A 19110-nucleotide genomic window follows, 5' to 3' on the forward strand; every position below is an offset into this window, starting at 1 on the left:
ATGTAAATATTGTCAGGAGGCTGGGTTCGTCTCGGCTACTGTTGAATGACGCCAGCGAAAAAGTTAATCTGGCGTTGAATGACTGTTACCGTCTTCGTTTTATAAATTATCTATAAAAAAAACCGTAGTCAGAATACTGACCACGGCTTCCTTTTGATTGTAACCTAAATTTACGATGTGCCTTTGAGACGAGCATTGCACAGGCTGTAATACCCGCCACCTTTTTGAATCCATTTCAGGCCGTTCAGAGCATTTTTGTCTTTCAGCGCATGATATTGTTCAAGGCAAGTGTGCATCCGTGCCTTTCCTGCACTTTCATTCGAGAACTTGGATGAAACATTTTTCGGAAATGTGACGCCACGTGGTGCTGCGGTTGTCGGTGCAGGAGGTTCGCGATCACCATCAGTGCTCAAAGCGGTAAGATCAGCGCCCGGGCCACATTCTGCCTTACGGAAATCATTCCATTTCATACCATTATCAATGCCAGCATCTTTGGCTGCCTGATATTTGGCACCGCATTGCTGCATGGTGAGGCTTTTGGGCGCGGTTGCTGCGGCAGCTTTGGCCGGAGCAGCCTTTTTAGCCGGAGCTTGTGCTGGTGTCTCAGTTCCGCACTGAGCTTTACGATATTCATTCCAGTTGAGGCCACCCAAAGTGCCGGCATCTTTCGCTGCCTGATATTTTGCACTGCATTCCTGCATGGTCAGTGCATTAGCAGGAGTGTTTAAAGCCATAACAGCGATTGTTGCAACAACTGCTGTTCCAGCCAAGCCTGCAAGTGAACGAATAAGCATAATAAAACTCCTGTTTTAAATTGCCGTTATTATATGTCCTTCTCAGGAGATACGACAAGGTCGTCAGGCGTTAATTTCAATAATATTGCTATTTTAGAATGAGTTTTATTAAACAGCATTATGCATATAGTACTTATCTATAAGTATTTTATACATTTTATAGAATATTGATATAGCCTAATGCATGATCATCCATTTGCGTGCTTCATGTAAAGCAGAAGCCAATTCTGTTTTTGACATGGTACGCGCCAATTGGCTGCGCAAGTCAGCAGCCTGTTTATGGCCGCGTATTGCTGCAATATTCAGCCATTTATGCGCTTCAACGACATTTATTTCGCAATCACGTCCAGTCGCGTACATGACACCCATCTCAAAAAGGATTTGATCTTCGGTGACTATATCTTCATGCCGGACAGGCTTTTTAAAATGTGTCATCGTCTCATATTCCTGTTGAATAACAAAAAACTGTTTTTGTTTAAGCGGATCTTCGACAGCAGGAATTATAAATGTGCGGGATTAAACGGCGGGTTAAATGGAATGCTTAACATTTGGTGAGTGCAGTTGGCACAAATTGTAAAAGCGCCATATCGGAGAATACGGCGCTTATATTCAAGACAGGTTTTAATGCTGGTTATTTCGCTTTTTGTCCAAATAATATGCTTTGTGCCTGCTTATCAGTAGCAAGGTTGGATTTTTCACGTTCCGCCTTGCCAATTTCCATACCGCGCTGAACAGCTGAACGGGTGAGCATATGTTCATACCAGCGTTTCAGATTTGGGAAATCTTCCAGTTTCTGAGCATAATTCTTATAGGCACTGACCCAGCCAACACAGGCCATGTCGGCAATTGAATAATCTCCGGCAATGTAATCTTTGCCTTCCAACTGTCGGTTCAGCACACCATAAAGACGATTAACTTCATTGGTATAGCGTTCAATGCCGTATTGTACCTTTTCAGGCGCATAAACACGGAAATGTCCCGCCTGACCGGACATAGGTCCAAGTCCCCCCATCTGCCACATCAACCACTCATCAACGGCTACACGGGCACGTTCATCGCTTGGATAGAAGCGGTTAAATTTGCGGCCGAGATATTGCAGAATTGCCCCGGATTCAAAAACGGAAATCGGTTTTCCGTCTGGACCTTCAGGATCAATAATAGCCGGCATGCGGTTGTTGGGTGCAATTTTGAGGAAGGACGGCTCAAACTGATCGCCTTTGCCGATATTGATATATTTGACCTCGTAAGGAACGCCCAGTTCTTCCAGCATAATGCTGATTTTCCAGCCATTGGGTGTCGGCCAATAATAAAGCTCAATAGGTTTGGTCTGCGTAGTCATGAGAAACTCCCGATTATGGCTTCGATATGGTTTGAACATATGTGCTGTATTTCATCACGCAAGGGGCGTGCACAACTATTTTGCTTTTTAAACAATATGAATGCTGCATGAATGCCAGTCTCAGAAAAGGTTCATGCCGCTTTTCTATGATGGTGTCATATCGTCGGAAAGGGGATTAATATGCTGAATAAATCTGTCATTGCCGTTTTATTATTTGCAGGGATTGTGCTGGTTTCACTGAGCACTATCGGCAAATTTGATGGTCATATGCAATTGGTGGCCTTTAACCATATAAAGATGCTGCCATGATCAGTGCAGCCATTTCCTACCTCGCTTTAATGGTGCGTATGTTGATTTTTTGCACTGTCTTTATTGGCCCGTCTGCTTCTTTCGCATTGTTGAATTCTGCCTAGCCTGCCAAAATCAGTGCTGCTGGATTGGTTATTTTTGTTAGTCTCCAACGCGCGGCATAAAATTATACATCTATATACTCCCCGTTGTGGCTCGACTCGCTATATAGTAAGCCATGACAAACAAAATCGATCTTCCTTTTCTTTCCGAAATCGTAACGCCGCCTTTGGCTGCACCGGAAAATTTTGACGATGCCCGTGCTGCCGTCGCTGCACTGCGCAAGCTTTATGAACGTAATACTGCCTTTTTACGTGATGCGTTTGAAAAGGTAGCTTTAGGCAAACTCCCGGCGCGTCGCTATCGCGCCTTCTATCCGGAGTTGAAACTCTCCACCACCAGCTTTGCTCATGTGGATACGCGTTTGGCCTATGGTCATGTTTCTGCGCCCGGTGATTACACCGCGACCATTACCCGCCCTGACCTTTTTGAGCATTATCTGATCGAACAAATCCGTCTGTTGATGCGTAATCACAATGTCGGTGTCATAGTGCAGGAATCATCCACACCCATTCCTCTGCATTTTGCTTTTCTCGAAGGCACACATGTGGATGGCTCAGTTGCCACTGCTTTTGCACATCCTTTACGTGATCTCTTTGATGTGCCTGATTTAAGCAGCACAGATGATAAGATCGCCAATGGTGATATCGAGTTGATACCGGGTGAGGCGATGCCGCTGGCGCCTTTTACAGCGCAACGCATTGATTACTCGCTGCAACGTTTAGCACATTACACAGCGACCAGTCCGGCACATTTTCAAAATTATGTGCTTTTTACCAATTACCAATTTTATATTGATGAATTTTGCAACTATGCCCGCAAGCTGATGGCGGGGGGCGGTGGCGGTTATCAACGCTTTGTCGAGCCGGGTAATTTGGTGACGTTGGCTGGCGATAGTGAGCCCACAATTGGCACACCCGCATCCCGTATGCCGCAAATGCCAGCCTATCACCTGCAAAGAGATGATCATTCCGGCATCACCATGGTCAATATCGGTGTGGGGCCATCCAATGCCAAAACCATTACCGATCATATTGCTGTGCTTCGTCCGCATGCATGGTTGATGCTTGGTCACTGTGCTGGTCTGCGCAACAGTCAACAATTGGGTGATTATGTGCTCGCACATGCTTATGTGCGGGAAGATCATGTGCTTGATGATGATCTGCCTGTGTGGGTACCAATTCCGGCTCTGGCTGAAATTCAGGTGCCGCTGGAAGATGCGGTGGAAGAAATCACCGGTCTTGAAGGTTATGATTTGAAACGCATCATGCGTACCGGTACGGTTGCGACTATCGACAACCGGAACTGGGAGCTGCGGGATGAACGCGGTCCTGTACAGCGACTTTCGCAATCCCGCGCTATAGCTTTGGATATGGAATCTGCCACCATCGCGGCCAATGGTTTCCGCTTTCGTGTGCCTTATGGCACTTTGCTTTGTGTTTCAGACAAGCCATTGCATGGTGAGTTGAAACTGCCAGGTATGGCGACCGAATTTTATCAGCGTCAAGTGGCACAGCATTTGCATATCGGCATCAGAGCGATGGAAAAAATTGCAGCCATGCCGCAAGAGCGGTTGCATTCGCGCAAATTACGCAGCTTCTACGAAACTGCGTTCCAGTAATTGATAAAATGACGTCCGGATTTTCGTGCCAATCTCATGGTTATAAAAAACCCGGAAGGCACTTCAGCTTAATCTAAGCCGTTTTACTTTGTAGATTTGCTCTCATTTTGGGGGAGAAGACAGTTTTATGCGTACGACAAAAAAAACTTCATCATTAAGCTTTGCAGCTTTTATTGTTGCGGTTCTTGCAACGATTCCACTGGTGCTCGGTTTTTTTGGAGAAGTGCATCCCGCGCTTGATACATTTTCGCATATTCGCGCACATTTGTCGGTGGCTCTGCTGCTGTTTTCATTACCACTTTTGTTGACAGGTCTTAAACGGGAAGCTTTGTTGCTCTGTCTGTTTTGCGTTCTAAGTTTTGCAACAACGCTTGAAATTCTGCGCGATCAGCTATCCGGTATTGAATTGCCGGAGTCAAAGAAGATAGAAGGCGCAACTTATAGTCTGGTGCAGATCAACCTGCTTTACGATCATCCGGAGCCACAACGTGTTCTGCAAATGATTGGTCAGCAAAATCCGGATGTGATCACATATCAGGAGGCCTCCAAATATTGGGAACCATGGCTGAAAATTTTGGAAGGCCGTTATCCTTACCATTTATTGTGTAAGGATTATCCAAATTCATGGGGTGTTGGCATTTTATCAAGAAGGCCATTCATTGAGGGCGCCGAGCGCCTTTGTGTCGATGATGGTGTATTGGCAGCGGTGCCGATTGATTTTGGCGGGCAGATTGCAACCATTGCCTCGCTGCATTTGTCATGGCCGTGGCCGAAACAACAGCCGGAACAGTTAAAGAAGATTGAGCCTTCTTTGCGGGCTATGAAGCATCCACTAATTATTGCCGGCGATTATAATGCGACCAGCTGGAGTCATGCGCTGGCGCGTATGACGCAAGCGTCAGATACATATGATGTGCGCGGCATCGGCGCAACATGGATGCTGAAACAATTGCCGATCAGTTGGGCTAAATGGCTTGGAGTGCAGATTGATCATATTTTGGTTAGTGCCAACATTTTCATCGAAGAGGCAAAGACATTGGATGAGGTCGGCTCTGATCACTTACCATTGTACATGAAGTTTACTTTGCCAACTACAGCTGAACCATCAGAAGATTCGGACGCACAGATAGTTCAGCGCTAAACTATTGATTAGTGATTTTAGCGCCAAAAGTAGGCCGCCTGTCTCAGGCTGTCAGCTTGATGACTTTAACTGCATTTGCCGCTAAATTGAACGCACGGCTTTCTATTTACATTTTGACCAGCAGCTCATGGATGTGATGAGCCATCCCAGAATGAGAATAGTGCCACCGGTGGGGGCCGCAAACGGGAAAAGTCTTTGTCCCATTATATCGCGGGCAAGCAAGTCACCACAAAATAGCAATAGACCAATAATGATAGCTGAGCCACCGATCGTTGCGGTGCGGCTTTGGCCACTTAAAATTGACAGAGCAAGGAAAGCAGGAGCGTGGCCTAAGAGAATAGGGGCGACTGTATTCAAATTGCCGGTATCATTATGCGCCGCACCTGCATAGGCGATCAGGGCTAAAGCACCGGTTAATCCACCAATTGTTGAAAAATAACGATTAATTTTCACAGTCAATTTATGCCTCGGTTATTAGCTCGTAAAGTTTCAGAATATAGCAAAACACGCGAGCCCACGCCTATCAGAGCCCTATGGATCTAGCCTCCTATTTAATAGCGCATAGTTATGCAATTCTTAAAAGCAATTAATTGTTATTCTTTGTGCTTAGCAGCGACATTAAATTTTCAAATCAAACTTAAGTGCTGAGAATTGAACATTGGAAAGCAAAGTTACTCTCCGCTTGCCAACTATTTTATTAGGAAGAAGTTTGAATTGGCACCTAAGAAATAATCATCGTCATGTGATCGGTGCCAGCAGAATTCGTGAATATAAAAGATACTGAAATATAATTTGAAACAAAAAAAGCGCCAGTGAAAATCACTGGCGCCTTATTATCAAACCAAGGTCTGATTAGAAAGAACGCTGGAAGCGAAGCATGCCCTGTACGTTGTCTTTCTTAGCAACATCGTAGTGACCGTTGTTCTTGAAACGTGTCCAAGTTACTTCAGGAGTAATCTTGAAGCCAGGAACCAGTTCGTAAGCTACGTTAGCAGAAACAGAGGTCTTACCGAAGTCTTCTGTTGCAGCCTGGATGTTGAAGGTTGCTTTGTCGGTTGCCTTGAATGCGGCACCACCCCAAACAGCCCACTTACCACCGAAGCTACCGTATGCCTGGTCAACTGTCTTGTCAGCTGCATAAGCACCCATCAACCACAGGGAAACCTGGTCGCTTACATTTACGTCACCGCGTACTTTAGCTGACCAATCTTCGATAACTGAGTCGTAAGCAACAACAGCTGCGATCGAACCCCAGCCCTGAGCGAATTTCAGACCACCAACAACGTGTGGAACATATTCGTTGATTACGTAGTCACCGCCACCTTGTTCAACAGCGATAACAGCGGAGAAGCCGTTGCCACCGGAGAAGGTGTAAGCAATCTGACCGGTACGTGTGAACGAACCTTCAGAAATTACGTCATCGTTAAGAATGTCGCCGAGGTAGCCGGTGAATTCTTTAAACATGGTTTTGCCGAGACCGACGCGGAAGCCGGACAGGTCAATCCACGCATATTCAAGAACGGAACCGCGTGTATCGTTGCCGTAACGGTCGCTCTTGTCTGCTGAGTAGTCGTCACCGCTTGCATCAGCATTGTAGTTGAAGCGAACTTCAGTGTATGTGCCGAGTGTGCCGAGTTCTGTTTCAGAAGCGGTACGAACCTGCAGTGCGAAACGTGCATGCTTGTCCCAGCCTTCACGCTTGCCGCCGTTGTATGCATCGTCGCCGCCCTTAACGTCGTAACGTACATAGCCGCCGATGCGGAGGCAGGTTTCGGTGCCTGGAATGTAGAAGTAGCCAGCGCCGTATGCATCGCAAACGCGAACATATTCAACAGCTTCTGGTTCTGGTGCGATGATTGCGTCGGCTGCGTTTGCGCCGGTAGCTGCTACAACTGCTGCAGCGGAGCCGAGGAGAAGGCTCTTGATGTTCATTTCTGACCTCCAGTCAAAGTTTAAAAACGGGTTTGGGCATTTCTTTTTGGCTGAAGGACAACCTGTCCCCATCCCCTTGTTTGAAAAAGTCGCCCCGAAGCGCGCCCCTTTCTGATGTGAAGATACTCCGCCCGAATTTTGATGCAACTGGGAAAACAACTCTGACGGCTTACTCATGTCTCTATGGAGGGGGCTTGTTGCACAAAAGACACGAATTTAGCTATCACTGCAGAATTTATTAAGGAATTAGCAATCGAAGTTAACGGTTCTTAACAGTTTCAAAGCGCATTGGGCTGGTAAAAGCCATGTCTATCTGCCGGAATCGCGCAAATCACTTGAAAGCCCTCATGCTGATGAGCTTGAATTTTGAGTGATTTGCATCAGCAAATTTTCTGGAAGATACATTATTATATATACGGTCTACAGGCATGATTGGCTTAAGGCAGATCTTAAGTCATGCGCTTCACCTGTCATTTCTGTCAGATATATGTGTGCGGAATTAAAAATTTTGAAGATAAAACTTTAAATTGCTTGAACTTAGTGAATTAACCAGCTATCTGGCCTGTACCGGAGAGGTGGCCGAGTGGTCGAAGGCGCTCCCCTGCTAAGGGAGTAGACCCGTGAGGGTCTCGTGGGTTCGAATCCCATCCTCTCCTCCATTTTCCCAAACATCTTGATTTTAATAGAATGAGCAGAATAGTTGTTTCTGCTGAACTCTCCATATTTTTCAAAAAATCAGTTGATTCGTGCGTCTTTGAACAGTTTTTCAAAAGGCAAAACTGGATTCTCTTTATTGATCTCCTTATTGCTTAATCTTTATCAGAATCATCGAGAGAAGGGATGTCTGCGTTGAAACAATGGTTTTGGCCTGGTTGGGTTTGTACTGTTACCCTGACCGCGGTTGCCTTGTGGTTTGGGATTAAACCATTGGAGGCCGAACTCGCGCAACGCACCCAGATCGTATTGCAGCCTTATGACTGGACAAGTTTCAGCGTTGAAGGGCGTGACCTGACATTGCGCGGTGTTGCGCCTGATGAAGCCGCACAAAAATTAGCACTCGAAGCAGCTGGTAAAATTGAAGGGATTCGTGAAATTGAGAATCTCACTTCACTTTTGCCTTTAGCTGCTCCTTATACATTTCAAATCGAGAAGAATGGTGACGGCATTATTTTGAGCGGCCATGTGCCAACCAGTCAATTGCGTGACGAGTTGATGCTGACCATGGAAGAGAATGCAGCTTCCATGATGGTAATGGATGAGATGGCTTTGGCGCGTGGCGAGCCAGATAACTATGCTACATTGGTTAAATTTGCTATTTTACAATCTGCTTTTCTCAAATCAGGGAAAATTGCCCTGATTGATATGCGATTAAATATTGATGGTGATGCGAATAACCGGCTGGATTATTACCGCTTGCAGAATGCATTGAATAATTCTTTGCCGGAAGGAGCTGAAATCGGGCAGCGCTTTATTGCACAACCTTGAACTTTGGTTGCCTTAATATGCTGTGATCGTTGTTTTTTAGATATTTAAAACACTATTCGTAAGACACGAAAGGTCGTTTATGCTCTATCTTGTTCAGACATTCTGGTATGTCTTGTTACTGGCTTTGTGCATTGGTTTTCTGGTAGGCTGGATGGCAGTTGGAAATAAAAAGTAAAACAGATTTATTTGCAGTCGATCAGCGGCTCGTAAATTATGAAGCACTATCTCACTCTGACTTAAAGATGTTAATCTGGGGGAAGAAGTAATGCCTCACCTTATTTTGCAGCTCGCTTTATTGATTGCTGCGGTGTTCGTTATCGGTTGTTTATTCGGGGCTTTTGCCCGCAAGCGTAAAGCTAACAGTGAACATGTGGTACCGGAACCTGAGCAACAGGTTGAGGCCGTAAAATTAACATCGGAAAAACAAGAGCATAAAGTTCAAATGCCGGTTCCGGCTGTGCCTGAAGTAAAAACTGACGACGAAAACGCGAAAGCCGTGGAAACTAAACCAACGGTTGAACCCGTCAAAGTTGAAGAAATTATCGCGCAGGATTCGACTGCAACAAAGACCGAGGTATCTTCAGGTGTTATAGAGGAACTGATTTCTGAACCGGCTCCGGTGGAAGAAGTTCATATCCCGGAACTAGTTGTCGTTGAGGAGCCCGAACCGGTTGTTGAAGTAGGCTTACCACAACTGCTTGAGGCTGCGCGTGATGATAAGCCGGATGACTTGTTGAAGATCAAGGGCATTGGCCCCACTTTGCAAAGCAAACTTCAGGCTTTGGGGATTTATCATTATGAACAGCTGGCTGCATGGGATGCTGATAATGCAATCTGGATTGGAAAGAAGCTTAATTTCCCCGGACGCGTCGAGCGCGAGGAATGGGTGGAACAAGCTGCTGCTTTAAGCAAACTTGGCGAAAAAACGCTGGTTAAATCCACTAAAAAAGCAACGTCTAAAAAGACATCTGCCAGCAAGCCACGCACAAAAGCTGCAACAGTTAAGGCATCGGTAAAAAAGGCAGCGGTGAAAACAGCTAAACCTAAAGCAAAGTCAGCTTCGCAAAAAGCAGATTGATTATTCAAATTGATTTTATAACAGAGCTAGAGCGTGTCGCACTTAATCGTATCCACTGTGCTCGCTCTAGCGTTTTGTTTTTACGAATGTCTTTATCCCAAAACCGGTGCCCGCTTTTGGGAGACATGCTCTAAAAAGTAAGGCTGCTTCGGAATTTCCCGAAGTCGCCTTTTCTTTTGTCTATCGACGACCGTTAATCAGGTCGGCTTTGATATTTGCTGTGCCGGTTAAACGTGCCTTGTAAACTTCGTAATTTTCCATCACGCGATGGACGTAATTACGGGTTTCCGGGTAAGGAATGCGTTCAATCCAGTCGACAATTTCTTCAATAGAGCGGCCACGCGGATCGCCATACTTGGCGATCCACTGATTGGCGCGGGTAGGGCCTGCATTATAACCGGCAAAGGTTAGGATATAGGAACCATCAAAGCGGCCAAGTTGCTCACTTAAATAATGGGCACCCAGGGTTGCATTATAAGCAGAATCATTAGTGAGTTTGGCGTGCGTGAAGGTGAGGCCTGCACGTGTTGCCACGCCCTTGGCAGTGCCCGGAAGGAGCTGCAGCAAGCCTAGAGCGCCGGCACTTGATACAGCTGAGGTGTTAAACTCGCTTTCTTGACGTGCAATCGCATAAGCGAGCGCTTTACCGGAACCGCTGATATTCGCGTGATTTGGTATCGCACCGAGTGGATGGGAAAGTGCTCCCACATCAAGACCGCGGGCAGCTGCCGCTTTTCCGATTCGCAAAGCCAGATAATGATTGTTTTTTTGCTCAGCCATCACTGCGAGCATAGCTAATTCGCCAACGCTGGAGATTTCTTGTGCCAGATTGCGATAGAGCGCATCGGCACGGGTGCTGTAACCGGCCGCTTCTAACCGTTTGATCGCTTGTACAGCCGGACGATTGGCAAAATTGGCGCGATCAGCATTGGTTGGTTTCGGATAGGGCAATTGCAAGGTTGACTGGCCAAGTTTGGCAGCGGCCAGCTGGCCATAAAATGTTGTGCCGTAATGAGCGGCACGCTGATAATAATTACCGGCATTGCCGCCTGCACCAGCTTCTGCGGCACGACCCAGCCAATAATAAGCGCGTGAGGCTGAAATTGCACCTGATGAAATTTCGGCAATGCGGGCAAAATGTTTTGAAGCAGTTTTAGGATCGTTTAATGAACGCAGTGCATACCAGCCTGCGTGGAATTCTGCATCTGCAGCCATCGCTGGTGATTCTGCCGCATGGGCAGCTGCGACTTGATAGGCGAGCTTAGGCTTGCCGATATCAAGCAATTCGCGAGATAAAACGCGCCTTTCTGTCCACCATGCATCCGGATTCACCAATGTTTTAGCGTCCTTTGGTGCTTTGATCATAATCTCTGCTGCATCGCTGAAGCGTTCGGCACGACGAAGATAACGTGCTTTGACCAGCAAATAAGACGGATGCTTGTGCCATGATTTGTCAACAGCATTGATTTTTTGTGCAGCATCAGCACTATTGCGGGATACAGCCAAATAAGCCTGATAAAGTGATTGTGCCTGTGCAGGGCCTGCCAGATTGGCAGCCGACTGCATCCGCCCGCTATACAGTGAACGGATTAGCCGGTTGAGATGGTCATCACGCGTTAAAGTATCAGAAAATTCGCGTAAAATGGATTGCTCTTCAGTTTGAGAAAGACGTGCATTTAACCACCACGGAGCCAGCAATTGTCTGGCTCTCACCTTGTTGCCCGTGGCTTTGTGAGCGCGCGCTAAGGTGATAATGCCCTCGGTGGTCTGAGGGCGGCTATTGCCGAAGGCTCCAATGACTTGTTGCGCCGGCAATTTTTCTTTTGCCAATGCGCGCTCGGAATTATTGCGAATGGCAGCCATGCCCGGCCAGCCTTGTAATTCAGCTGCAGATGCAGCGATCTCGGCGCTGGTAATTCCGTCGGCATTGGAGGTTGCAATCACCCATGCAAGTATCTGCCGGTCAATGCTGCCGCGCGCCATATTGTTTTTAATGGCTATCGTACGGGCAGCATTTTTGCTTTCCAGAGCATCCAGTGCCGCTTTTAAGGTGCCGCTGACATTAGCCGGATTGCTGGCGCGTGGTACACTGGATGTGATAACCTGATCCTGTAATGACGGGCGCGGTTGCGGTGTCACCAAATTGATCGGAGATTCGCGTGTGGCTGAAGGTGCAAACGGCGTTGGCAACGGCGGGCGCGCAAACGGCGTTGGTACATCTGTGGGCGGCAAAGGTTGCGCAAAAGATGTGGCTGTCGGCATGCAAAGCATCAGGCTGCATCCTGCGAGGAGGATTTTGCGCCAGATCGGTGCTCTTTGATCAACTATACTCATATTGAACCAAACCAGATTACTTAAGCCATATCATTAGCCGGTGTTCTTTGTGAAGTTGACCGACTTGTCAGGGCAGGGGAAGTTTTACTTTTTTAGTATAATTTTTATCCATGAAGGCATCGTTAACAAACCATTATGAATAAGATCGGATAACTAACGCCTGTGCAGCCGTAAATTTGCTTGCTCCATTCTTGTGGCAATACTATGGTGCGACCGCTTTCGTCGGGTTCTCCGACGGTTATTAACATTTATCTCTCAGGAGTATATTGATGCTGAAGGGCTCAATCACCGCACTCGTTACGCCATTCGATCGTGATGGTGCATTTGACGAGAAATCCTTCCGCTCCTTCGTGAATTGGCAAATTCAAGAGGGCACCAATGGTTTGGTGCCTGTCGGTACAACCGGTGAAACACCTACGCTCTCGCATGACGAGCATAAGCGGGTCATTGAAGTCTGTATTGAAGTCGCGGACAAGCGCGTGCCGGTCATTGCAGGTGCCGGTTCGAACAATACACATGAAGCGATTGAACTGGCGCAGCATGCTGAAAAAGCGGGCGCGGACGCGGTTCTCGTTGTCACACCTTATTATAACAAACCTAATCAGCGTGGTCTCTACGAACACTTCTCTGCAATTGCGCGTGAAATTTCCGTGCCGATTGTTATATACAATATTCCGGGTCGTTCTATTGTTGATATGTTGCCGGAAACCATGGGGCGTTTGGTAGCTGACCACAAAAATATTGTGGCTGTTAAGGACGCAACCGGCCGTATTGAGCGCGTGTCCGAACAACGTGCGGTTTGCGGCAAAGATTTCATCCAATTGTCGGGTGAAGATGCCACGGCTTTAGGCTTTAATGCACATGGCGGTCATGGTTGCATTTCGGTGACCTCCAACATCGCGCCACGCCTTTGCACCGAATTTCAGACTGCATGTTTGAGCGGTGATTATTCAAAAGCGCTGGAGTACCAAGATCGCTTGATGCCATTGCATAAGGCGCTGTTTCTGGAGCCAAATCCGGCCGGTCCTAAATATGCGTTGTCGCGTTTGGGGTTGATCGAGCCTGTCGTCCGTTTGCCAATGGTGCAGGTGGAAGAGGCGACACGCCTTGCCATTGATCGTGCCATGCAGCATGCTGGCTTGATTAATTAAGATAGACAGACAGAAAAAGCGCCTTTCTGCTGAAAGGCGCTTTTAATCTGCATGACGGGTATTATATAACCATATTATGAATAAGCCAAAAACACCCACAGTGCGTAAAATAATTGCGGAAAACCGTCGTGCGCGCTTTAACTTTGAAATTGTGAGCACGCTGGAAGCAGGACTTGTGCTGACGGGTACGGAAGTGAAATCACTTCGCGCCAATCAGTCCAATATTGCTGAAAGTTACGCAAGCTTTGAAAATGGTGAGTTTTGGCTGATCAATTCCTATATTCCGGAATATACGCAAGGCAATCGTTTCAATCATGATCCGCGCCGCTTACGTAAATTGCTGGTGGGCCGTCGTGAAATGGCGCGCCTTTTCAATGCTGTTTCGCGTGATGGTATGACTATTGTGCCTTTGAAATTGTACTTTAATGATCGCGGCCGGGTTAAGCTGGAACTGGCGGTTGCACGCGGTAAAAAATTGCACGACAAGCGCCAAACCGAGAAAATGCGCGATTGGAATCGTGAAAAATCACGCCTGCTACGCGATAAAGGCTAAGTTTTTACTTAAAATTTGATGTTGTTTGAGCGCCGGTATTAAATCCCGGCGTTTATGTATTCACGCACATTGGTAAAAACGTCACGGAACATTTTTTCGGTTAGCACACCTGTGTTGGTATTATAGCGCGAGCAGTGATAGCTGGAAAAAATCCGGATGCCATTGATATCAGTTACATTGCCGTGACCGAATTTATGTTTTGCAACCGGTTGTCCAAGCGCGCGGATCGTCGATTGATGCGCGATCGTGCCAAGCGTAACAATGGCGCGCAGATTTTTAAAGCCGGATAGGGCGGGTTTTAAAAACTGACGGCAGTTATTAACTTCTGACGCAGTTGGCTTGTTTTCAGGTGGAACACAGCGCACGGCATTGATGATTGTCGTATTCAACAGTTCGAGACTGTCATCAATACGAGCTTCAAATTTGCCACGGGCAAAACCAAGATCAATCAAAGTGCTGTAGAGAAGATCACCGGCATAATCACCGGTAAACGGTCGGCCGGTGCGATTGGCACCTCGCAAACCAGGGGCAAGTCCGATAATCATCAGGCTGAGACTGTCATCGCCGCCAACAGGCATAAAAGGCGGAACCGGAGCATTGTGCCACTCCGGTTCTTTAATGCGCCATTCTTGTAAAAAATCATGCAAGCGCGGACAAATAGCACAATCATGTGAAGGATGTATCATTGGAACCCTTCAATTGATCGGTACGCGATCAATAATCGTCGTCTTCCATTTCGTCAGCCGCCAAACGAGGTGCTTGCTGCTGTTGCGGACGTTCGGACATTTCACGGCCGATTTCAGATTTCAGTGAAACGAGATCGATGAAATGGTCAGCCTGACGGCGCAATTCATCAGAAATCATTGCAGGTTGTGTCGTCAGTGTAGAAACGATGGAGACTTTGCGGCCTTTACGCTGCAATGCTTCAACCAGTGAACGGAAATCGCCGTCACCGGAGAAGATAACAAAATGATCGATGGCATCGGTCAATTGCATTGCATCGACGGTTAGCTCGATATCCATATTGCCTTTGACTTTGCGACGTCCGGTTGCGTCGGTAAATTCTTTGGCAGCCTTGGTGATGACCTTGTAGCCGTTATAATCCAGCCAATCAATCAAAGGTCTAATTGACGAGTATTCCTGATCTTCTACCAATGCTGTGTAATAATAAGCACGCAGCAAGTAGCCACGGTTTTGAAATGCTTTTAATAATTTGCGATAGTCAATGTCGAAACCAAGTGTTTTGGAGGCTGCATAAAGATTAGCGCCGTCAATGAAAAGGGCGATCTTTTCACGGGAATCGAACATATGTAAAAATCCACTCTACAGGCATGGGCCTAAAAACCAGTTCAACTGGATGGCCTTCGTGAAACATATAAATGGCGACGTCAAAAGAACTTTTTGGTGCAACTTACGTCTTGGCCTTTATTTTCTAAGGGGAATATACAGAAATACAAGCAACCTTAGGTTGATTTGCCCTAATTGTAAGGGCTTAAATGTTGATAATTGAACTATTTTTTATAAGACTTTGCTTGAGCTCTGCCCAGCTTGCTAACATTGATGGTGACTGTTAAACTCCAGACGAAATAAAAAAATTGGTTGTGCAATATATCGCGGCTTGCAAAAATGAGGGCGTGCGGCTTGTTTCGCGCGGCTTTTACTTGTTTTTTTTCGGATTTCGCGTTATGTGCAGACAAATTTCGTTAAAGATAGTATTATGAAAGGGACCACTGATGGCCCGCGTCACCGTTGAGGATTGCGTAGACAAGGTAGACAACCGCTTTGAGCTGGTTCTGCTTGCCAGTCATCGTGCACGCCAGATTTCGCAAGGCGGACAGATTACCGTCGATCGCGATAACGACAAAAACCCTGTTGTTGCATTGCGCGAAATCGCCGATGAAACACTTTCACCTGATGATCTGAAGGAAGATCTGATCCATTCACTGCAGAAGCATGTGGAAGTGGACGAACCTGAAGCCGCACCAACTGCATTGTTGACCGGTAGCATTGATGCCACAGCTGAAGGTATTGTAGAAGCCGGTGAAGAAGAAGCAGTCGTCTTCGATCAAATGTCTGAAGAAGAATTGCTGGCCGGCATTGAAGGTCTGGTTGCTCCGGAAAAAAGCGACGACTTCTAATAAATTTATACTGCCGGTCACGGCCGGTCGTTGAGTTTTTTGATATGCGCCGCAGCTTTTGCTTGTGGCGCATTTTTTTGACTTATGCTGGCTGCTGTGTAGATCGCATATAAGAACTTATATAATAATAACTGATGGTGTTGGAAAAATACACTTGTCAGTAGAAATGCATGGTTTACTTTAAAAGCACGGATGTGTTTGTTTTTGTATAGGAGTTTCTGTCGATGATGCGCCAATATGAGCTTGTGGAACGCGTGCAGCGATACAAGCCAGATGTAAACGAGGCGCTCCTCAACAAGGCCTATGTTTATGCCATGCAAAAACACGGAAGTCAGAAGCGCGCTTCCGGTGATCCTTATTTCTCGCACCCGCTGGAAGTAGCTGCAATCCTCACCGATATGCGCCTTGACGAGGCAACGATTGCCATTGCCTTGCTGCACGATACTATTGAGGATACCGATGCAACACGCGCTGAAATCGATCAGCTTTTCGGCCCCGAAATCGGTAAGCTGGTTGAAGGGCTGACCAAGCTTAAAAAGCTGGATCTGGTTTCTAAAAAAGCCGTTCAAGCCGAAAATTTGCGCAAATTATTGCTGGCAATTTCGGATGATGTGCGGGTGCTTTTGGTCAAGCTTGCTGACCGTTTGCACAATATGCGCACACTTGGCGTGATGCGTGAAGACAAACGTCTGCGTATTGCTGAGGAAACCATGGATATTTATGCACCGCTAGCCGGACGCATGGGTATGCAGGATATGCGTGAAGAGCTGGAGGAGCTGGCTTTCCGCTATATCAATCCGGAAGCATGGCGGGCGGTGACCGACCGCTTGGCAGAGCTTTTGGAAAAAAACCGAGGTATTCTGAAGAAGATCGAAAGCGATTTATCCGAGCTTTTTGCGGCCAATGGTATCAAGGCGGAAGTGAAAAGCCGGCAGAAAAAAGCGTGGTCGGTTTTCCGCAAAATGGAAACGAAAGCGCTCTCTTTTGAGCAGCTTTCCGATATTTTCGGTTTCCGCGTCGTTGTCGATACTGTTGAGGATTGTTATCGCGCCTTGGGTATCATTCATAGTACTTGGTCGATGGTGCCGGGTCGTTTTAAAGATTATATCTCGACACCGAAACAAAACGATTATCGCTCGATCCATACAACCATTGTCGGGCCATCCCGCCAACGCGTAGAACTGCAAATCCGCACCCGTGCCATGGACGATGTGGCTGAATATGGTGTTGCGGCACACTCGATCTATAAAGATCGCGGCAGCGGAACGCCGACCAATGGCGGCACTTCAATTTCGAAAGAAACCAATGCTTATGCATGGTTGCGCCAGACTATCGAGACCTTGTCGGAAGGCGATAATCCGGAAGAGTTTCTCGAACACACCAAGCTGGAATTGTTTCAGGATCAGGTTTTCTGCTTTACACCAAAAGGTCGCTTGATTGCCTTGCCGCGTGGTGCAACGCCGATTGATTTTGCTTATGCGGTTCATACCGATGTCGGTGACAGTTGTGTGGGTGCCAAGGTTAATGGTCGCATCATGCCCCTGATGACCAAGCTGAAAAATGGTGATGAAGTGGAAATCATCCGCTCCAAGGCGCAGGTGCCACCTGCTGCATGGGAATCGCTGGTTGCAACCGGTAAGGCGCGTTCGGCCATTCGCCGCGCCACCCGTTCGGCTGTGCGCAAGCAATATTCCGGCCTTGGCATGCGTATATTGGAGCGCGCTTTTGAGCGTGCCGGTAAACCGTTCAGCAAGGATATTTTAAAACCGGGGCTGCCGCGTCTGGCACGTAAGGATGTTGAAGATGTGATGGCAGCAGTCGGGCGCGGTGAGCTTCCTTCTGCGGATGTGGTAAAAGCTGTTTATCCTGATTATCAGGATACGCGTGTGACAACACAGACCCCGCCTCAAACCGGTGAAAAAGGCTGGTTCAATATTCAAAATGCGGCCGGAATGATTTTTAAAGTTCCGGAAGGCGGAACCGAGGTGGACGGTGAGGGCGCAACAGCAAAACCCGGCAAAAATGCATTGCCGATTCGTGGCGCCAATTCTGATTTGCCGGTGCGTTTTGCGCCTGAAGGGGCGGTGCCGGGCGACCGCATTGTCGGTATTTTACAGCCCGGGTCGGGCATCACCATTTATCCGATCCAGTCACCGGCTCTGACTGCCTATGACGATCAGCCGGAACGTTGGATTGATATCCGTTGGGATATTGATGGTGAAATGCACGAAAGATTTCCGGCGCGTATCAGCATTTCGGCAATCAACTCACCTGGCTCTTTGGCGGAAATTGCGCAGATTATTGCTGCCAATGACACCAATATCCACAATTTGTCGATGATCCGCAAAGCGCCGGACTTTACTGAATTATTGATCGATGTAGAAGTCTGGGATTTGAAACATCTCAACCGGATTATTTCACAACTTAAAGAAAGCGCTTGCGTTTCCAGCGCCAGCCGCGTGAACGGATAGGAAAAAATATGAACACCGATGACGTTTTGGCCGTCTTTCGTGAGGCGGGCGGCATCCTTGAAGGCCATTTTATCCTCACCTCAGGTTTGCGTAGTCCCGTTTTCTTACAAAAAGCTCGTGTTTTCATGCACGCTGATAAAACAGAAAAACTGTGCAAAGCATTGGCTGAAAAAATTAAAGCAGCTGGTCTGGGTCGGATTGACTATGTGGTCGGCCCTGCAATCGGCGGGCTGATCCCGTCCTATGAAACATCGCGCCATTTAGGCGTGCCTTCAGTTTGGGTCGAGCGCGAGAATGGCGTTTTCCGTTTGCGCCGTTTTGATGTGCCGAAAGGCTCGCGCGTTGTTATCGTTGAAGATATCGTGACAACTGGCTTGTCTATTCGGGAAACAATTACCTGCATGGAAGATCTCGGCATTGAAGTCGTAGCTGCTGCTTGTATCGTTGACCGCTCAGCTGGTAAGGTCGATGTTGGCACGAAGCTGATCGCGCTCGCCGAATATGCGGTACCTGCTTATTCGGCCGATGCCTTGCCACCTGAATTGGCGGCCATTCCGGCGGTCAAACCGGGTAGCCGTAATATTTAAAACGCATACTTTTTTGCGTAAATATTGATAATTGGAATTGTGGGATAAGAATTATCTCGCAATTCATTGTGTTTTCTG

The 19110-nt window shown here is 47.3% G+C and carries 19 protein-coding genes and 1 tRNA gene; 12 read left to right on the plus strand and 8 right to left on the minus strand.

Annotated features, from left to right (window positions below):
* Positions 1-170: 170 nt before the first annotated feature.
* From JNC77_RS05105 to JNC77_RS05115, 3 genes are all read right to left on the minus strand, one after another.
* Positions 171-794 (minus strand): antifreeze protein, encoded by a 624-nt coding sequence (locus JNC77_RS05105; RefSeq protein ID WP_374830033.1) that lies wholly within the window; start codon positions 792-794, stop codon positions 171-173.
* Positions 795-971: 177 nt separating this feature from the next.
* A complete protein-coding gene (locus JNC77_RS05110) occupies positions 972-1229 on the minus strand; it encodes a sel1 repeat family protein (protein WP_374830035.1) in 258 nt (85 codons plus the stop codon).
* 196 nt (positions 1230-1425) lie between these two features.
* Complete coding sequence (locus JNC77_RS05115) at positions 1426-2133, minus strand: glutathione S-transferase family protein (protein ID WP_374830037.1); 708 nt, start codon at positions 2131-2133, stop codon at positions 1426-1428.
* 180 nt (positions 2134-2313) lie between these two features.
* On the opposite strand from JNC77_RS05115, the gene JNC77_RS05120 reads away from it, so the two are divergent.
* The 3 genes from JNC77_RS05120 (at position 2314) to JNC77_RS05130 (ending at position 5303) form a co-directional block, all read left to right on the plus strand.
* Positions 2314-2442: a hypothetical protein gene (locus tag JNC77_RS05120; protein ID WP_374830039.1), complete on the plus strand. Its 129-nt coding sequence runs from the start codon at positions 2314-2316 to the stop codon at positions 2440-2442.
* A 217-nt stretch (positions 2443-2659) separates the two neighbouring features.
* Complete coding sequence (locus tag JNC77_RS05125; RefSeq protein WP_374830041.1) at positions 2660-4162, plus strand: AMP nucleosidase; 1503 nt, start codon at positions 2660-2662, stop codon at positions 4160-4162.
* Positions 4163-4289: 127 nt separating this feature from the next.
* Entirely contained in the window at positions 4290-5303 is a 1014-nt protein-coding gene (locus JNC77_RS05130) for an endonuclease/exonuclease/phosphatase family protein (protein WP_374830043.1), read from the plus strand.
* A 102-nt stretch (positions 5304-5405) separates the two neighbouring features.
* On the opposite strand, the gene JNC77_RS05135 is transcribed toward JNC77_RS05130, so the two are convergent.
* Both JNC77_RS05135 and JNC77_RS05140 read right to left on the minus strand, forming a co-directional pair.
* Positions 5406-5762, minus strand: coding sequence for a DUF423 domain-containing protein (locus JNC77_RS05135; RefSeq protein ID WP_374830045.1), 357 nt, complete (start codon positions 5760-5762; stop codon positions 5406-5408).
* 393 nt (positions 5763-6155) lie between these two features.
* The gene (locus tag JNC77_RS05140; RefSeq protein ID WP_374830047.1) at positions 6156-7235 is read right to left on the minus strand and encodes a porin; all 1080 of its coding nucleotides are present in this window, start codon (positions 7233-7235) and stop codon (positions 6156-6158) included.
* A gap of 569 nt (positions 7236-7804) precedes the next feature.
* Between JNC77_RS05140 and JNC77_RS05145 the strand changes: the two genes are divergently transcribed.
* The 3 genes from JNC77_RS05145 (at position 7805) to JNC77_RS05155 (ending at position 9798) form a co-directional block, all read left to right on the plus strand.
* A tRNA-Ser gene (locus tag JNC77_RS05145) sits at positions 7805-7894 on the plus strand.
* Between the two features lie 181 nt (positions 7895-8075).
* On the plus strand, positions 8076-8720 hold the full coding sequence (locus JNC77_RS05150) for a BON domain-containing protein (RefSeq protein ID WP_374830049.1): 645 nt from the start codon (positions 8076-8078) through the stop codon (positions 8718-8720).
* A gap of 265 nt (positions 8721-8985) precedes the next feature.
* Positions 8986-9798: a helix-hairpin-helix domain-containing protein gene (locus JNC77_RS05155; RefSeq protein ID WP_374830051.1), complete on the plus strand. Its 813-nt coding sequence runs from the start codon at positions 8986-8988 to the stop codon at positions 9796-9798.
* Positions 9799-9978: 180 nt separating this feature from the next.
* On the opposite strand, the gene JNC77_RS05160 is transcribed toward JNC77_RS05155, so the two are convergent.
* Positions 9979-12030, minus strand: a complete 2052-nt coding sequence (locus JNC77_RS05160) for a lytic transglycosylase domain-containing protein (RefSeq protein WP_374830521.1) — start codon at positions 12028-12030, stop codon at positions 9979-9981.
* Here JNC77_RS05160 and JNC77_RS05165 point away from each other — a divergent pair.
* The 3 genes from JNC77_RS05165 (at position 11960) to smpB (ending at position 13836) form a co-directional block, all read left to right on the plus strand.
* Complete coding sequence (locus JNC77_RS05165; protein ID WP_374830561.1) at positions 11960-12118, plus strand: hypothetical protein; 159 nt, start codon at positions 11960-11962, stop codon at positions 12116-12118. The two genes, JNC77_RS05160 and JNC77_RS05165, sit on opposite strands and share 71 nt — an antisense overlap.
* A gap of 283 nt (positions 12119-12401) precedes the next feature.
* On the plus strand, positions 12402-13283 hold the full coding sequence (dapA, locus tag JNC77_RS05170) for a 4-hydroxy-tetrahydrodipicolinate synthase (RefSeq protein ID WP_374830053.1): 882 nt from the start codon (positions 12402-12404) through the stop codon (positions 13281-13283).
* A gap of 76 nt (positions 13284-13359) precedes the next feature.
* Complete coding sequence (gene smpB, locus JNC77_RS05175) at positions 13360-13836, plus strand: SsrA-binding protein SmpB (protein WP_374830055.1); 477 nt, start codon at positions 13360-13362, stop codon at positions 13834-13836.
* A gap of 38 nt (positions 13837-13874) precedes the next feature.
* On the opposite strand, the gene JNC77_RS05180 is transcribed toward smpB, so the two are convergent.
* Positions 13875-14522, minus strand: coding sequence for a uracil-DNA glycosylase (locus tag JNC77_RS05180; RefSeq protein WP_374830057.1), 648 nt, complete (start codon positions 14520-14522; stop codon positions 13875-13877).
* Positions 14523-14550: 28 nt separating this feature from the next.
* A complete protein-coding gene (locus JNC77_RS05185) occupies positions 14551-15144 on the minus strand; it encodes a LabA-like NYN domain-containing protein (protein ID WP_374830059.1) in 594 nt (197 codons plus the stop codon).
* Positions 15145-15569: 425 nt separating this feature from the next.
* Here JNC77_RS05185 and rpoZ point away from each other — a divergent pair, with 425 nt between their 5' ends.
* From rpoZ to pyrE, 3 genes are all read left to right on the plus strand, one after another.
* Positions 15570-15974, plus strand: a complete 405-nt coding sequence (gene rpoZ / locus JNC77_RS05190; RefSeq protein ID WP_374830061.1) for a DNA-directed RNA polymerase subunit omega — start codon at positions 15570-15572, stop codon at positions 15972-15974.
* Positions 15975-16198: 224 nt separating this feature from the next.
* Positions 16199-18445 carry a RelA/SpoT family protein gene (locus JNC77_RS05195; protein ID WP_374830063.1) on the plus strand — a complete coding sequence of 749 codons (2247 nt, stop codon included), beginning with the start codon at positions 16199-16201 and terminating at the stop codon, positions 18443-18445.
* Positions 18446-18453: 8 nt separating this feature from the next.
* Complete coding sequence (gene pyrE, locus JNC77_RS05200) at positions 18454-19032, plus strand: orotate phosphoribosyltransferase (RefSeq protein ID WP_374830065.1); 579 nt, start codon at positions 18454-18456, stop codon at positions 19030-19032.
* Positions 19033-19110: the final 78 nt, after the last annotated feature.

The organism is Paenochrobactrum pullorum, assembly GCF_041929845.1.
GTDB classification, from domain to species: domain Bacteria; phylum Pseudomonadota; class Alphaproteobacteria; order Rhizobiales; family Rhizobiaceae; genus Paenochrobactrum; species Paenochrobactrum pullorum.

What these genes read in the sequence shown, in the direction of transcription:
- JNC77_RS05105 (WP_374830033.1), bottom strand. Translation starts at nt 794, where the DNA reads ATGCTTATTCGTTCACTTGCAGGCTTGGCTGGAACAGCAGTTGTTGCA.
- JNC77_RS05110 (WP_374830035.1), bottom strand. Translation starts at nt 1,229, where the DNA reads ATGACACATTTTAAAAAGCCTGTCCGGCATGAAGATATAGTCACCGAA.
- JNC77_RS05115 (WP_374830037.1), bottom strand. Translation starts at nt 2,133, where the DNA reads ATGACTACGCAGACCAAACCTATTGAGCTTTATTATTGGCCGACACCC.
- JNC77_RS05120 (WP_374830039.1), top strand. Translation starts at nt 2,314, where the DNA reads ATGCTGAATAAATCTGTCATTGCCGTTTTATTATTTGCAGGGATTGTG.
- JNC77_RS05125 (WP_374830041.1), top strand. Translation starts at nt 2,660, where the DNA reads ATGACAAACAAAATCGATCTTCCTTTTCTTTCCGAAATCGTAACGCCG.
- JNC77_RS05130 (WP_374830043.1), top strand. Translation starts at nt 4,290, where the DNA reads ATGCGTACGACAAAAAAAACTTCATCATTAAGCTTTGCAGCTTTTATT.
- JNC77_RS05140 (WP_374830047.1), bottom strand. Translation starts at nt 7,235, where the DNA reads ATGAACATCAAGAGCCTTCTCCTCGGCTCCGCTGCAGCAGTTGTAGCA.
- JNC77_RS05150 (WP_374830049.1), top strand. Translation starts at nt 8,076, where the DNA reads ATGTCTGCGTTGAAACAATGGTTTTGGCCTGGTTGGGTTTGTACTGTT.
- JNC77_RS05155 (WP_374830051.1), top strand. Translation starts at nt 8,986, where the DNA reads ATGCCTCACCTTATTTTGCAGCTCGCTTTATTGATTGCTGCGGTGTTC.
- dapA (WP_374830053.1), top strand. Translation starts at nt 12,402, where the DNA reads ATGCTGAAGGGCTCAATCACCGCACTCGTTACGCCATTCGATCGTGAT.
- smpB (WP_374830055.1), top strand. Translation starts at nt 13,360, where the DNA reads ATGAATAAGCCAAAAACACCCACAGTGCGTAAAATAATTGCGGAAAAC.
- JNC77_RS05180 (WP_374830057.1), bottom strand. Translation starts at nt 14,522, where the DNA reads ATGATACATCCTTCACATGATTGTGCTATTTGTCCGCGCTTGCATGAT.
- JNC77_RS05185 (WP_374830059.1), bottom strand. Translation starts at nt 15,144, where the DNA reads ATGTTCGATTCCCGTGAAAAGATCGCCCTTTTCATTGACGGCGCTAAT.
- rpoZ (WP_374830061.1), top strand. Translation starts at nt 15,570, where the DNA reads ATGGCCCGCGTCACCGTTGAGGATTGCGTAGACAAGGTAGACAACCGC.
- JNC77_RS05195 (WP_374830063.1), top strand. Translation starts at nt 16,199, where the DNA reads ATGATGCGCCAATATGAGCTTGTGGAACGCGTGCAGCGATACAAGCCA.
- pyrE (WP_374830065.1), top strand. Translation starts at nt 18,454, where the DNA reads ATGAACACCGATGACGTTTTGGCCGTCTTTCGTGAGGCGGGCGGCATC.